The sequence below is a fragment of the Myroides odoratimimus genome, from assembly GCF_038039805.1.
In the GTDB taxonomy this organism is placed as follows: Bacteria; Bacteroidota; Bacteroidia; order Flavobacteriales; family Flavobacteriaceae; genus Flavobacterium; species Flavobacterium odoratimimum_B.
Map to the genome: position 1 here is coordinate 88,351 of NZ_JBBPHK010000004.1, position 15,658 is coordinate 104,008.

14 protein-coding genes and 1 tRNA gene are annotated in these 15,658 nt (G+C 31.3%); 8 read left to right on the plus strand and 7 right to left on the minus strand.

The features are described from left to right. Positions 1-6 precede the first annotated feature (6 nt). Positions 7-3,069: a SusC/RagA family TonB-linked outer membrane protein gene (locus tag AABL85_RS05235; protein WP_341309400.1), complete on the minus strand. Its 3,063-nt coding sequence runs from the start codon at positions 3,067-3,069 to the stop codon at positions 7-9. A gap of 1,432 nt (positions 3,070-4,501) precedes the next feature. On the opposite strand from AABL85_RS05235, the gene AABL85_RS05240 reads away from it, so the two are divergent. From AABL85_RS05240 to AABL85_RS05250, 3 genes are all read left to right on the plus strand, one after another. Continuing rightward, a complete protein-coding gene (locus AABL85_RS05240; RefSeq protein ID WP_016649709.1) occupies positions 4,502-4,972 on the plus strand; it encodes a helix-turn-helix domain-containing protein in 471 nt (156 codons plus the stop codon). Between the two features lie 104 nt (positions 4,973-5,076). After that, positions 5,077-5,235, plus strand: a complete 159-nt coding sequence (locus AABL85_RS05245; protein ID WP_016649708.1) for a hypothetical protein — start codon at positions 5,077-5,079, stop codon at positions 5,233-5,235. A gap of 64 nt (positions 5,236-5,299) precedes the next feature. Further along, positions 5,300-6,865: a recombinase family protein gene (locus tag AABL85_RS05250; RefSeq protein WP_341309478.1), complete on the plus strand. Its 1,566-nt coding sequence runs from the start codon at positions 5,300-5,302 to the stop codon at positions 6,863-6,865. Here AABL85_RS05250 and AABL85_RS05255 read toward each other — a convergent pair. Beyond that, positions 6,825-6,898, minus strand: a tRNA-Met gene (locus AABL85_RS05255). The two genes, AABL85_RS05250 and AABL85_RS05255, sit on opposite strands and share 41 nt — an antisense overlap. Positions 6,899-7,043: 145 nt before the next feature. Here AABL85_RS05255 and AABL85_RS05260 point away from each other — a divergent pair. Continuing rightward, the gene (locus AABL85_RS05260) at positions 7,044-7,430 is read left to right on the plus strand and encodes an START-like domain-containing protein (RefSeq protein ID WP_006257049.1); all 387 of its coding nucleotides are present in this window, start codon (positions 7,044-7,046) and stop codon (positions 7,428-7,430) included. A gap of 55 nt (positions 7,431-7,485) precedes the next feature. Further along, positions 7,486-8,328, plus strand: coding sequence for an aminotransferase class IV (locus tag AABL85_RS05265; protein WP_341309401.1), 843 nt, complete (start codon positions 7,486-7,488; stop codon positions 8,326-8,328). A gap of 18 nt (positions 8,329-8,346) precedes the next feature. On the opposite strand, the gene AABL85_RS05270 is transcribed toward AABL85_RS05265, so the two are convergent. The 5 genes from AABL85_RS05270 to AABL85_RS05290 form a co-directional block, all read right to left on the minus strand. Continuing rightward, positions 8,347-8,913, minus strand: a complete 567-nt coding sequence (locus AABL85_RS05270; protein ID WP_341309402.1) for a YqgE/AlgH family protein — start codon at positions 8,911-8,913, stop codon at positions 8,347-8,349. Between the two features lie 106 nt (positions 8,914-9,019). After that, complete coding sequence (locus AABL85_RS05275; RefSeq protein WP_006257046.1) at positions 9,020-9,304, minus strand: HU family DNA-binding protein; 285 nt, start codon at positions 9,302-9,304, stop codon at positions 9,020-9,022. Positions 9,305-9,470: 166 nt separating this feature from the next. After that, the gene (gene fmt, locus AABL85_RS05280; RefSeq protein ID WP_286413764.1) at positions 9,471-10,415 is read right to left on the minus strand and encodes a methionyl-tRNA formyltransferase; all 945 of its coding nucleotides are present in this window, start codon (positions 10,413-10,415) and stop codon (positions 9,471-9,473) included. Continuing rightward, positions 10,412-12,304: a RecQ family ATP-dependent DNA helicase gene (locus tag AABL85_RS05285; protein WP_341309403.1), complete on the minus strand. Its 1,893-nt coding sequence runs from the start codon at positions 12,302-12,304 to the stop codon at positions 10,412-10,414. Before AABL85_RS05285 ends, fmt begins: the two co-directional genes overlap by 4 nt. A 110-nt stretch (positions 12,305-12,414) precedes the next feature. Further along, on the minus strand, positions 12,415-12,948 hold the full coding sequence (locus AABL85_RS05290; protein WP_006257043.1) for an AAA family ATPase: 534 nt from the start codon (positions 12,946-12,948) through the stop codon (positions 12,415-12,417). A 119-nt stretch (positions 12,949-13,067) separates the two neighbouring features. Between AABL85_RS05290 and AABL85_RS05295 the strand changes: the two genes are divergently transcribed. The 3 genes from AABL85_RS05295 (at position 13,068) to murA (ending at position 15,477) form a co-directional block, all read left to right on the plus strand. Further along, on the plus strand, positions 13,068-13,352 hold the full coding sequence (locus tag AABL85_RS05295) for a DUF493 family protein (protein WP_286436848.1): 285 nt from the start codon (positions 13,068-13,070) through the stop codon (positions 13,350-13,352). 95 nt (positions 13,353-13,447) lie between these two features. Beyond that, positions 13,448-14,164 carry a DUF4290 domain-containing protein gene (locus AABL85_RS05300; protein ID WP_286413760.1) on the plus strand — a complete coding sequence of 239 codons (717 nt, stop codon included), beginning with the start codon at positions 13,448-13,450 and terminating at the stop codon, positions 14,162-14,164. Next, positions 14,164-15,477, plus strand: coding sequence for a UDP-N-acetylglucosamine 1-carboxyvinyltransferase (gene murA / locus AABL85_RS05305; protein ID WP_341309404.1), 1,314 nt, complete (start codon positions 14,164-14,166; stop codon positions 15,475-15,477). Before AABL85_RS05300 ends, murA begins: the two co-directional genes overlap by 1 nt. Positions 15,478-15,658: the final 181 nt, after the last annotated feature.

Here is a 15,658-nt window from a genome sequence, read left to right on the forward strand (position 1 = left end):
TAAGGGTTAAAAAGTTAATTGCATTCCAAAAGAATAAGTACGAAGAGGAGGTAAATATCCATAACTTGTAAATTCCGGATCCATGCCTTTATATGAAGTAATTGTCCAAAGGTTTTGTCCTTGCATATATACTTTTAAGGACGTATTTTTTACCTTTGGTAGCTTTAGGGTATAAGCAATTGATATATTCTTTAATCGGATGTAAGAGGCATCACTAATTGTAGCATCACTATCTACAAATGGAAGAGCATTATTACGAGCTGTTGCATTATTAAAAGAAGCTCCAGTATATGTTGCTTGTGTATTGTTTGAATTCCATCTATTAGCAAAATCTACAGGTAAATTATTTATAGCTCCACCTGGTATAACATGATTTTTATTTAAGTTGTAATTATCTTGCTTCTTAAAATAGAATAGAAAATCTAGTGTAAAATCTTTGTATGTGATTGTATTTTGTAATCCTCCATAGAACACTGGATTTAAGCTTTTAACAAGAGTTTTGTCATTAATATCTATTTTACCATCCTTATTAAAATCTGTGAATTCATACAATCCTGTTTGTGGATTTAAACCATTGTATTGATAGAGTTTGACAATATTTAAAGGCTCGCCTATAACATAATAACTACTTTGTGTTCCTTCCTCTAATCCAGGGTATGAGATTAGTTTATTTTTTGGAAGTGAGATATTAAAGTTAGTAGACCATTTCCAATCTTGTGTAGCGATGATATTTGTATTTAGGGTAAATTCCCACCCTCTATTATCCACCACAGCAGGAGAATTGGTAACAATTGAATGAAATCCAGTAGTACTTGGTAAACTAAGTCCAATTAACTGATCTGTTGAACGATTATTATAAAAAGCGACAGTGGTATTGAATCTATTATTTAAAAAACTCAGTTCTAAAGCAGTTTCAAACTTGGTTGTTTTCTCCCATTTATAACCTGGATTGTATAAAGAGGTAGGTGATAGACCTGTTTCATTATTGTATCTACTTGAGGTAATTGTATAAGTGTCTATATAAGCATAGTCCCCAATATTATCACTACCTGTTACACCATAACTTGTTCTAAATTTTCCAAAAGAAAGCCATGAAACATTCTCTAAAAATGATTCTTCTGAGAATATCCACGCCAGACCAATTGCACCAAAGTTTCCAAACTTGTTTTCTTTAGCAAACCTACTTGAACCATCTCGTCTTGCTGTAAGATTGACAATGTACTTATTGTCATACTTATAATTTAGTCTTGTAAATAAAGCAATGTATTTATACTCTGAATTCGATGTGCTACCAATGTATTTTTCTTTAGCAGCTCCAATGTTTTTAATCAAAGCATTTGACGAAAAACCAACTCCTCTAATATAACTTCCATCAGATGTATTACTTTGATAAGTTGAACCAACAAGTAAATCAAAAGCATGTTTGTTTATATCTTTAGTATATTGTAATTGAGGTTCAACGATATAAGATTTAAAAGAAGTATTTGCCTTACTTGTATTAGACATTTCACTTGTATATCCTTCAGCTGGATTATAAATAGTATGTGGTGTGATTTTCCACTCTTCAAAATCTGTATTAGTAATACCTGCGTTTATTTTAAAAAACAAATTAGGTAAAATGTTATATGAGAGATTTGTATTTAAAACAAGTGATTGTGTTTTGTTTTCATAAGTTTGATTGAGTTGAGCTAAAGGATTATTAAAAGTGCCATTTTCCCAGTTAAGACTACCATTCTCTGCATATAATGCTGGTGCGTTAGGAGCTAATTTTAGGGATTGACGAGTAAGATCAATAATTGGAAGATTATTTGATTGTGTAGCATAAGAGGTAGAGGTATTGATTATTAATTTATTGTCTTTACTTCTGTGATTAAAGTTCAATAATAAAGCATTTCTCTTATATCCTTTATCAGTTGGAAACACTGTAGTGCTTTCATTGCGAGAAAGATTCATATTATAACCTGTATACTCATTTCCTCCTTGAATACCTAAGGCGATGTTTTGGTCAATTGCAGTATCTCCAATTAACTCTTTTTGCCAATCGGTATATCTATTTCTATCCCATGTCCCATTAATATCATAAGCATTAACTGGATAAGTTGTAACACCACTATTTTTAAAAGCTTCTTCACGCATTTGAATATATTGCTGAGTATTCATCATATCCATGAATTTTGCTACTTTGCTAAAAGCAATGGAAGAGGAAAAAGTAAATTGTGTTTTATCTGACTTTCCTTTTTTAGTAGTGATAAGTACAACGCCATTAGCCCCACGAGAACCATATATAGCCGTTGCATCAGCATCCTTTAAAATTTCAATACTTTCTATATCAGATGGTGGTATTGTATTTAAAGGTGAAATTCCATTTTCAAACATCTGAACTCCTAAACTTCCATTTGTCCTGCCCATTGCATTAGATAAAAAAGGTACTCCATCAATAATATACATCGGGTTATTTCTACCAGAATTGGAACTATCTAAAAAGTTACGCCCTCTAATTTCAATGTTCATTCCGCCTCCTGCAACACCACTGCTTTGAGTTATATCAACACCAGCCACTCTTCCTTGAATAGCTTGCAAGGGATTCACCACTGGCTGAAACTCGATGTCTTTGGCTGTTACTCGCGCTATACTACCTGTACGTTCACGGTCTTTAACACTGTAATACCCTGCATTAACTACAATTTCATCTAGTGTACTACTATCTTCTAAAAGAGTAATATTTAAGACAGAACCGTGGTGATTTGAATAAGTAATAGTCTGTTGTTTATACCCTATCATTGAAAAAGTGATTCTATCGCCTGTGCTTATCTCAATAGTGTATTTCCCGTTTAAATCAGTTGCTATGACTTTATTGTCACTGGTTGTGACATGTACCCCACCAAGTGCACCTTGACTATCTTTTACAATTCCAGTTAATTTAATCTTTTGCTTATTATCAGGTAAGGCATTTGGCATTGTAAACAACAAGTAATGATTATTTGATACGGCATAGTTTGGATAGCAGATTAAGAAACTTAAAAGCATAGTTATCCTGTAACCATAATTGGTTAAAATTTGAGTTTTCATAATATTTATAATTGAGGTGATATAAGAGAGCTTTAAATCATTAAGATTATTATTGCCGTAGTACTTAGATAAGTCAGTTATATCAAGGGTTAGTTAATTGAGTTTTAAAACCATCTCCTTTACTCTAAAGCATGTCTCCCAAAATGCGATATAGAGCAAGGAGATAGTCATGGACTTTTATATGTCTTAAAATCCCTTTAAGCCATATTTTGTGTTGTGTGTTTAAGTGCTCACTAATAGTTTAATTCTACATTAACCAACTTAGAATAAACTAAGTAGTAAGCGTTTTTCTCCATAGTGTAATAGTTTTAAAGGGTGATTAATAAATAGAACAGTGAATAAATTGTCTTCATAGCTTTTTACTTACTAACTAATCAATTTGCTCTATTGACTTAAATATGAATATATTGATAACAATACGTTTCAAATTAATAGGTAATAGAAGTCCTGTACGCATCTAAAAAACTATCTTAGACTTTGCGTAAAATGTGTGTTTACTTCTAACTAAATAGGTAATAGGGTAGCTATCTAACATTAAAGCGTTAATGTCAAATTAATCTACATAAATAAGATTTAGTTAAGCTAAAGTTTAATCATAAGCTAAATGTGAGTTTAGTTACTAATTTTTGTTGTTTGTAATAAAATGTAATAATTGAAAAAATCTCGAATAGAACATTCGATAAGTCCATTAAGGAAGAGGTATTGTTAATCTTCTATGATAGAATGTAAAACAATATAACCTTGTTTTTTTGAACCTTTTAGAGCTTGTTTGGGAGACAGCATACATAAAAGGTCTGTTGTATTTTTAAGCAAAGAATAATTAATTCTTTTGCTTTAGTTCCTTGGATAGTCCAGTATATACATACCAGACTATCACATCTTATGACCTTTACTTTTGGAGAACTGTAAGAAAGGATTTACTTTTAGAGTGCGAATCAAAAAAGAAAAAACCTAAATAGCTTAAAAGTTATCTATTGCGTAAAGGTAATGGTAGTGTAAAATAGGGCAATCCCTGTTCTACTACTATTAATGTGAGAGACAATTGCTTTTAGTATAAAAACAAAAAATCGCTCACATAAATTATATGAACGATGTTTAAGTATGATAGATCAAACCTTGTAAAAAAGCAAGGAGCGGTCGCATACTTTCAAGCCGTAGGGGTCCTAAGCCCTTTTGAGTTTAACTCAATGCTTTTGAAAGTATACGTGAGTACCGCTCACATGCAAAGACAAAAGTATGAAACTTTTTTGCATGGAGGGACTGCACGGTTACTCTCGCAAGCAAATTTAGGACTTCACGGCGCGAGATAACATCGTTTGTTAAGCGTATAGCTTAATCAGTCTATTATTAGATACAAATATAAACAAATAATCAATAAACACAAAAAGTTTTAAAACAAACACTTTTTGTGTTTATTAAAAATATAAGCTTTATGCCATACAAATTAGAGATTGGACAAAAACTAAAGAAAAAAAGAGAAGAGTTAGGTTATACACAAGGAGATATTGTATATATGACTAAGATATCTAAAAGCTCTATTTTAAAGGTAGAAAACGGAAAAACTACCAATATGGATTTTTATTTCCTTTATGCTGTTACAGTAGAATTATCAATACAATCATTATTAGATGTGAAAATTGATTTAGCACCTAAAAGAAAGCTGACAGAAACAAGATCTAAAGCGATAAAGTTGACAATGAAGATAAAGAACTTAATATCAGAGAATTTTTTTAATACCCCAAAAACTGTTGCTGATATAAAGAAAGAATTGTTAGAAAAAGAGTTAATTGATATTTCACTTAAAAGTGGAGAGATATCAAATGTTCTTAGGAACATTGAAAAAGAGAAAGGTATAGAGGTTATTAGAGATGGAAAAATTAATCGATATAAAAGTATAGTGTAATCTTTTTTTATAACTGATATACGACAAGATATACCATAAAAAGACATTTCATAAAATAAATGAGTATCCCTCTTTAGTTTAGTCAATAACTAAAGAGGGATATTATGAAACGTAGAAATATAAAACGAATTAGTATAGAAGAGTCATTAGACTATTTTCAGAAAAATGGATTAAATGTTACTAAAGAGGAAGCATCTGAAATCCTCGATTTTCTCTATATATTAATTACTATAGTTTTTCGTGAATACTTTGATAGAGAGTAACTTATTTCTATCTTTGTACTATCTCCCAATTTAATTTATCGTCTAATAATTAAATGGTTAGCTTATGAAAACAGCTGATTTGTATATTCGTGTGTCTACTGATGAGCAGGCAGACAAAGGATACTCACAAAGAGATCAAGAAGAACGCTTACGTCGTTATTGTTCCCAATATAATTTTAAAGTAGGAAATGTGATTTACGAAGATCATTCTGCAAAAACATTTAATCGTCCTGCTTGGAATAGTTTACTTCAAAATTTAAAGAAAAATAAAGGAAAAACTCATTTGGTATTATTTACTAAATGGGATCGTTTTAGCCGTAATGCTGGTGATGCTTATCAAATGATAAATATGTTAACCAAACTTGGTGTTAACCCTCAGGCTATTGAACAACCATTAGATTTAACTATTCCAGAGAATAAGATGATGTTAGCTATTTATTTAGCTGCTCCAGAGGTTGAAAATGACAGAAGAGCTCTTAATACTTTTTATGGAATGCGTAGAGCTAAGAAAGAAGGTAGGGTTATGGGGAATGCACCTTTTGGTTATGCAAATAAAAGTAAAGAAGATGGAAAAAAGTATATCGCCTTAATTCCAGAACATAGTAAAGCAATGAAATGGGCATTCACCGAATTAGCTAAAGGTATTCTTTCTGCAAATCAAATCAGATTAGAGATGAATAGAATGAATGCAGGAAAATTAAGTAGCACAGCGTTTCATGTAGCGATACGTAATCCAATTTATTGTGGCAAAATTTTTATTCCAAAATATAAAGACGAGGAGGCATATTTTGTAACTGGATTACATGAGGCTTTAATAAGCGAGGCTTTATTTGATAAGGTGCAAATGATATTAGATGGAAATGTTCGTAAGGAAAGACCTAATACAAAGATTCTTTCGGATGAAAATCTCCCACTTAGAGGTTTTTTAGTTTGCCCAAATTGTAATAGGAATTTGACAGGTAGTGCTTCTACAGGAAGGAATAATAGGTATTATTACTATCACTGTTTAGCAAGTTGTGGTTTTAGACAAAAAGCTGGTGTAGCAAATGAGATTTTTGAAAATGGATTAAAACAACTTCAGATTAATAAAGTTGTGCAAAATTTTACGAAGAAGCTACTTATAGATAGTTATAATCAAGTCTTTGGAAATCCAGTAAGTCAGAAGAAAAGTATATTAGAAAATATTGATAAGGTTAATCACAAACTATCAATAGCTCGAAATAAATTGTTAGAAGGAACTTTAGAGGATGATGATTATTTAGCAATAAAGAAGGAGTGTAAAATTGAAATAGAAAAATTAGAAAAGCAATTAATTGAAGAAGAAGGTAATAAAAAGATAGATATAAAAAGTATGCTTGATAGAGCATTAGATAAAGTCGTAAACCTTGGTGTACTCTACGCTGAGGGAGGTATTCAAACCAAAAGAGAAATTATTGGTTCGATATTTCCAGAAAAATTAGAGTTTGATGGAAAAATTTATCGAACCACACGAATTAACACTTTAGTGAAGTGTATCTTTCAGATTAACAATGAATTGGCTGAAAATAAAAACAGGATATATGAGAATTTTCTCGATATATCCTGTGTAGTAGCGAAGACGGGAGTTGAACCCGTGACCTCAGGGTTATGAATCCTGCGCTCTAACCGACTGAGCTACCTCGCCATTATTGGCCTGCGTTACTTCTGTAATGCGGGTGCAAATATAGAATAAAAAGTTTATAATGCAAATAGAGAATGAGAAAAAAAATATTTTTTTATTTACAAAATATGATTATATTCGAAAAAATTATAAAATTTGAAAAAAGGCTATGAAAGAAAAATACGAACTAGAATTCTCAATTAATTCATCTCCGCAATTATTGTATCAGTATATTTCGGATCCCTCAGGGCTAAGCGAGTGGTTCGCTGATAATGTAAATTCACGTGGCGAAATATATTCTTTTATTTGGGGAGATTCTGAAGAGAAAGCTCGTGTTGTTACTCGTAAAGCAGATGAGAGAGTTAGATATAGATGGTTAGATGAAAATGATAAAGAGACAGATTATTTCTTTGAGTTAAAAATTAATAAAGATGAATTAACTAAAGATGTAACAATAATCGTTACTGACTTCGCAGAGCCAGATGAAATCAATGAATCAAAACAATTATGGGAAAATCAGATCATGGACTTAAAACAAGTATTAGGTTCTGCATAATTCCATAAAATATAACTTATATTTGCCGTTAATAGTAATCAGAAGAAAATAGAATATGATTAATGTTAACGGCAAAATTGTTTCTAATAGTAATGTGTCAGTAGAACACAATAGAGGTTTTTTATATGGAGATGCTGTTTTTGAAACAGTTAGGGTTTTAGATGGTAAGGTTTTATTCTTAGAAGACCATTACTTTAGATTAATGTCTTCTATGCGTATTCTGCGTATGGAAATTCCTATGGAGTTTACAATGGAGTATTTTCAGGAAGCAATACTTAAAACAATCAATAGCCTTGAATCAGTTACAAATGCATTTAGAGTGCGTTTTACAGTATATAGAGATGCTGAGGGCAAATACCTTCCTTCAACTCGAAAAATAGGCTATATTATTTCGGCTGAGGTTTTGAATAATGGAATATATAGTCTGAATACAAAGGATTATGAAATCGAATTATATAAAGATTTCTATGTGACTTCACACTTATTATCAACTTTAAAAACAAACAATAGACTGATAAATGTAACAGGTAGTATCTTCGCTGAAGAGAATGGTTATCAAAACTGTTTATTGCTGAATGATGCTAAGAATATTGTAGAGGCATTAAATGGAAATATTTTTATCGTAAAAGATAATGTGGTGAAAACTCCTCCAGTGTCTGATGGATGTGTGAAAGGGATTATGAGAAAACAGATCATAGAGTTATTACAAAAGAATACTGACTACAAATTTGAAGAAGCAGTAATCTCACCATTTGAATTACAAAAGGCTGATGAATTATTCATTACGAATGTCATTATGGGAGTTCAACCTGTGACAAAGTACCGTAAGAAAAATTATACTAATGTTTTAGCTGCTGATTTGATAAATAAGTTAAATGCAAAAATTAGGCTGATGTAAGAATGTTATCTAACTATCCTAATTGAAGTTAGGGTTTTCAGGTGCATTTAGCCATAGAGAGTATTTGTTTCCCAATTTAGCTAATGAGCTTTTCCATAGCTCTGTAGGAGATTGGGAAAAAATATTCTTCGTATCTAGTTTATTAGAAGCTATCCAAAAGCTATCTTGAATCTCATTTTTTAATTGGTCACAGTCCCAACCCGAATAGCCTAAAAAAAAGCGAATATTATTCTTAGTAAGTATACCTAGAGATAGGATATTACTAAGCTCCTCAAAGTCTACTCCCCAATATAAATCATCTACGATATGAATGCTGTCAGGGATTAACTCTGGTTTAGTATGTATGTAAAATATTCTGTTTTTTTGAACCGGACCTCCATCGTAAATAGTGAATGAAGCCTCTATATTTGGTAAAAGATCTGATAAAGTTAGATCTAATGGTTTATTTAGTATAAAGCCAACAGAACCATCCTGACTGTGTTCTGTTAATAGAATAACGGATCTTGAGAAAATAAGATCTGCGTTATGAGCACTAGGTAGTGAGATTAATTGATCTCCTCTTTGTATAGAAAGTGAATGAATCATATGTGTAAACTATCAGATGGATTTCATCTTCTAATATAATAAAAAAACCTCACTAAAATTAGCGAGGCTTTATATTTTCGAAAAAGTGTTAATATTATTATTAATATTATTTTTTCTTCTTGTTTACAGCGTTTTCTAATTCAGAACCAGCTTTAAATTTCACTACATTTTTAGCAGCAATTTTGATTGTTTTCCCAGTTTGAGGGTTTCTTCCTTCTCTAGCAGCTCTTTCAGATACTGACCAAGATCCAAAACCAACTAAAGAAATTTTTCCACCTTTACCTAAAGTAGTTTCAACATTTGATAAGAATGATTCTAATGCTTTTTTAGCAGCCACTTTGCTGATTTCTGCATCTTTAGCAATTGCATCAATTAATTCAGTTTTGTTCATAATAATTTTTTTTAAAGGTTAACTTTATTAACGTCCTTATACAAATTTAGGGTAATTCTGTAATAAAGCAAGTCTTTTGCATAAAAAAAAATAAAAATTTGATAAATCAAAGTGATTTAAAAGCTAAAATAAACTATAAATTTGTTAAGTGTTGATTTATAGTTGTTTATAATGCTATTGCATCTTCACTAAAAGTCACTCCATTGAGTAATTCGTTGGCTTTCATGGGTTTTTTACCTGGAAATTGAAGTCTTAAAATATTGATAAAACCTTTCTCAACAGCAATTTTAAGCTCTTTTTTACTAGAAACTACTTTGCCAATAGGATGGTTGTGGCTATCTTCTTCATAATTAGCTTCATATATTTTAACTGACCATTCGTTGCTTTTATCTTTAAAAAAACACCATGCTGTAGGATATGGACTAAGGCCTCTAATAAGATTGTGTATTTGATGACCCGCTTGTGTGAAGTTAATTTTAGTATTGTCTTTATTTAATTTATAAGCAGTTTTGGTTTCTTCTTTTGGTTGTGTTACTGTGGTAACTTTGTCTAGCTTTATTAACTCTAATGTATCTAGTACTGTAGAAGCTCCTAAAATCATTAGCCTATCATGTAATTCACCTGCATTTTCATTTGTCCCAATATTTAGTTCCTTTTTAAGAATGATAGCTCCTGTATCTATTTTTTCGTCTATAAAGAATGTAGATACTCCAGTTGTTGTCTCTCCATTTATAATAGCCCAATTAATAGGGGCAGCTCCTCTATAATCAGGTAAAAGTGATGCGTGTAAGTTAAAGGTACCTAATTCTGGCATTCTCCATACTGCTTCTGGTAACATTCTAAAAGCAACTACTACATTAAGATTGGCATTAAAACTTTTTAATTCACTTAAAAACTCTTCATCTTTTAAGTTTGTCGGTTGTAGTATTGGAAGTTTTTTTTCTAAAGCATACTCTTTAACTGCAGAGTATTTTATCTTTTGACCTCGACCTGCAGGTCTATCAGGTGCAGTTATTACGGCTACCACATTATAATTATTTGTATATATAGCATCTAGAATTCCAACTGCGAAGTCTGGAGTTCCCATGAATACGATACGTAAGTCTTTCATATTACTAAATATTGATTTTCTAGGTTTATTTTAACTTTATTTTGTTCTTGTAATACTTGTAATGAGTATATAATGTCCTCTTTGTCGATGCCATGTTCTATTTCTAACTGTTGAATAGTACTAGGGCTATGTAATAGAATTTCGAATATATTGTCAATAATAGCACTATTAGTATTACATTTCTTTTTATTAGAAATACATGTAGAGCAAGTACCACAATCAGTTGCCTTATTTTCATCAAAATACTTTAGAAGTATTTTGTTTTTACAAATATCTTCATTTTCAATATAAAATAAGAGTGATTTATATTGATTTATCTTTTGTTCATTTTGTTGTTTTAAATAAGGGAATGTACGATATAGTGCTCTGTCTTCTTCCCAGGCCTCATTAAATATGACTGTGAGGTCATTTTCTTCAGGAATGTAGTTGCATAAGTTTTGATCATGACAATCCTTTAAACAGGCTATAATACTCTCTTGACTTTCGCCAGTATGTTGTTCTATTAGATGTAAATCTATGTCTTGTTCATATTCATGTATTCCTGTATAAGTACGTAATATAAAGTGAATAATATTTTCGTAACTCTCATTGTCATACGTTATATCCAATATTTCACTACTAGGAGCAGTAAAGAGTAATTTAGTCTTGTTTTTACTGTTTTCTAATAATCGAATAATACCTTGTCTATCTAAGAATTGTAGAGCGTTGTAAGCCTTTCTATGAGGAAAGTTATTATGATTACAGAATTTGTTGAAATTTAAACTGTAAGTACAATTATATCCCTCTCCATAAGCAATACTTAAAAAGTTATTGAGTTTTCGATATATGCGTTTAAGAAACTCTTTGTCAAAGAGATTTGTTTCAAACATCTCATTATTATACTTGATTTCTTGTGCTGTTACTAGCATGGTTGCAAATGCTTTATTACCGTCTCGTCCTGCTCGTCCTGCTTCTTGATAATAATTTTCTATGTTTTCGGGTATTTGTATATGGATTACATTTTTTACATTCTTTTTATCAATCCCCATTCCGAAAGCATTAGTAGCAACTATAATAGGTGTTTTTTCTTCTATCCAATCTTGCATTCTTTTCTTTTTTTCAATGATAGATAAACCACCGTGAAAAAAAGTAGTTTTATAGTTCATTTGATTTAATTGGTTGGAGAAGAAAAAAGCTTCTTTTCTATTGCGAACATAGATTATTGTTGGTGCAGGATTTTTTTGTAATATGCGCAGAACCATACTCAGTTGGTTTTCTACTTTATAAACACCGTAAATAAGGTTTTCTCGAAAAAAACTTTTCGTAAATAGCTTAGGAGAATTAAGTTTAAGATTTGTACAAATGTCTTCTACTACTTTTTTATTAGCTGATGCTGTTAGTGCAATAATAGGTACTTCTGCAAAAATATCGCGTAGTTTGCTTAATTCTAGATATGCCGGCCTAAAATCGTGTCCCCATTGAGATATACAGTGTGCTTCATCTATGGCGATAATATTGATTTTAAGCTTTTCTATTCGTTCAAGTATCCACGTCTGTTTTAATCGCTCAGGTGATATGTATAGAAATTTATAGTTTCCATACAAGCAATTGTCAAATATTGCATCTATCTCATGCATTGGCGTACCACCTATAATAGAAGTAGCCTTTATATTAAGTTTATTAAGATTGTTTACTTGGTCTTCTATTAGCGCTATCAGTGGAGAAACTACAAGGCATGTTCCTGGTAATAAAAGTGCAGGAATCTGAAAACAGATACTTTTTCCTCCTCCTGTAGGGAGCAATGCAAAAGTATCATTCTTTGCTAGGACAGAATCTATAATGTCTTTCTGAGGCTCTCGAAAACTGTCGTAATTCCAGTACTTTTGAAGAATTTCAATTGGTGTAGTCATGTTCTAGCAGGAATAAATGAAAATATGATAACGAATTTACAAAAAATGTTGTAAATAAAAGGGTTATAGTTTGAATACTATAACCCTTTTAACTAAAATATGATGATTTCTTAAATTCTGCTTAATATAAAATCAATTCTATTCTCAACTGTATCTCTTGGAACTTCGATTAGATCGTAGCCATAGTTCTTATATGTTGAGATAAGATGTTCGTGTATTTGGCTAGCTTGCTCAAAATTCTCATATCGTTGTTCATCACTTTGGTATATCGATTCCCAAGGAGGTAACAAAAAGATTTGGTGATAAAGATGTTGTTTACATGCTATATCAAAACTCTCAGGGTATTTATCTCCTGTGTAATGCATATAAGCTAGTACATCTGGAATTCCTCTGTCTATAAAAACAATATTCGCTGATTCTTTAACAGCATCTTTATGTTGTTCGATTCTTCCTTCTAAAAGTAATTGGCTGAATAATAGAGGTTCTGTTAAGAACAATTGATCAATACCTTTTTCTTGGGCTTTTTTGGTTACCGCACGAGATATTTCTGGATAGCAAACATATCCTTTGTTAGTAAGTTCGTTAATCAACGTAGTTTTACCAGATCCGGGCCCTCCAATGATTAAGATTATTTTTGTGTCCATTTTGCTGTAAATATCAAAGGTGCAAAAGTACAATAAAATGTGGTCTGCAAAAGAGTTTTAACTACATCTTTTGAAAATTATAGTGGTTAATTTGATTATATTTGCCTAATAAAAACGATATGGACGATAAGACAATAGAATTTTATAAAAGATTAAAAGAGCAATTAGAAGACGATAAAACGTGGCCAAGACCTTACCTTTATAAATTTATAGTGCCTGGTGAACCAGAGAAAATTGCGAGAGTAGAAGAGGCTTTTGACGGTTGTAATGCTGATGTTCAAATTAAGAATTCAAGTACTGGAAAATTTGCAAGTGTTTCTGTAAAACTTACAGTGAAAAATGCACAAGAAATCATTGATAAGTATATTGCAGTTTCAACTATTGAAGGAATAGTTTCTTTATAATCCTTTTTTTACCTATTTTTAAATAAATTACTTTTCAAGTATTAGGTGATACGAGAACTAAGAAGTAATTATTCCAATATAACAGCATTGATAATATGAAATTTGATTCCAAAGAAGCAGTAACTCATTTAGATTACAATTCCTTAAGAAAACCATTGATAATACCTGAATATGGACGTCATCTACATAGTTTGATTGACCATATCTGTAAAATCGAAGATAGAGAAGAGCGAAATAATGGCGCTAGATATGCTATTAGTGTGATGGGAAGTATGAATCCGCACTTGCGTGACGTACCAGATTTTCAACATAAGTTATGGGATCAATTATTCATGATGTCTGAATTTAAATTAGATGTTGATAGTCCTTTCCCTATTGCAACACAAGAAACTATATTTACAAAACCTGAGAAATTAGCTTATCCTCAGAATCACCCTAAGTATAGATTTTATGGTAATAATATTACTTATATGATTAATAAGGCCATTGCATGGGAAGATGGTGAGATGAAGGATGCATTGATACTTGTGATTGCTAATCATATGAAGAAGAGTTATCTAAGTTGGAATAAAGAGACAGTAAAGGATGAAGTAATCTTTGAACATCTATGTGAATTGTCTAATGGAAAGATAAATTTATTTAAAAAAGAAGAAGAATTATCTACTACTGCTAATCTAATGCAGGTAAATAAAAAGCAATCTAATAAAACGAATCACTCAAATAACCAAAAGAGTAATTCTAACAACAACAATAACAATAACAACAATAAGAAATATAAAAGTAATAACTATCATTCAAAAGGTAAGAAGTAATGAGTACATTTAAGATTGAAGGAGGTTTTAAGCTAAAAGGAGAGGTATATGCTCAAGGTGCTAAAAATGAGGCATTACAGATTTTATGTGCTGTCTTGTTAACGCCAGAAAGAATTGTACTCTCTAATATACCGGATATCATTGATATAAATAAATTAATAGAGTTATTAGGTAAATTAGGGGTTAAGATTGAAAAGTTAGGTCCTAATAAAATGTCATTTCAAGCGGATGATTTAGATTTAGATTATCTTATCTCAGATGATTTTAAGACAGATGGCAAAGCCTTAAGAGGGTCTATTATGATGGTTGGTCCTTTATTAGCTCGTTTTGGAAAAGGATATATCCCAAAACCAGGAGGAGATAAGATAGGACGTAGAAGACTAGATACACATTTCGATGGATTTATAAAATTAGGTGCCACATTTAGATATAATAGAGAAGAATATTTCTATGGAGTAGAGGCGGAGAAGTTAGTAGGTACTGATATGTTGTTAGATGAAGCATCTGTAACAGGTACTGCTAATATATTGATGGCTTCTGTGTTAGCAGAAGGTGTTACTACTATCTATAATGCTGCCTGTGAACCATATATTCAGCAATTGTGTAAAATGCTAAATTCTATGGGAGCTAAGATTCAAGGTGTAGGGTCTAATTTATTAACTATCGAAGGAGTTACAGTATTAAAAGGTTGTGAACATACGATGCTACCTGACATGATAGAAATTGGGTCATGGATAGGATTAGCAGCAATGACACAGAGTGAAATTACAATTAAGAATGTAGGTTGGGAGCACTTAGGAGTGATACCAAATACATTTAGAAGACTGGGGATTACTTTAGAGAAGAGGGGAGATGATATTTATATTCCAGCTCACACGGATGGATATGAGATTCAAAACTTTATAGATGGTTCTATACTTACTATAGCAGATGCACCATGGCCAGGTCTAACACCAGACTTATTAAGTGTTATTTTGGTAGTTGCTACACAAGCTAGAGGAGAGGTATTAATCCACCAAAAGATGTTTGAAAGTAGATTGTTCTTTGTCGATAAACTAATTGATATGGGAGCTAAGATCATCTTATGTGATCCACATAGAGCTGTTATTATAGGACATGACTTTAAGTCGCAGTTAAAAGCAACTAAGATGTCTTCTCCAGATATTCGTGCTGGTATATCTTTATTGATAGCTGCTTTATCAGCTAAAGGAGTAAGCGAAATTCAAAATATAGAGCAAATAGATAGAGGATACGAAGCTATAGATGATAGATTACGTGCTTTAGGAGCTCATATAGAGAGAATAGAAGAATAGTACTAGAATATATTAAAAGGATTAAGTCAAGCTTAATCCTTTTTTTGTACATAATGTCTGTAGATAAAGTTCTTTGTTGTAGTCCTAATTCTGATTAAAAAGACTTTATAAAAGTATCGTTTAAAAGTAATACCAATAGGTGTGAAATGGTTAAAACGTAAACAGTAGTTAATATCTTAAA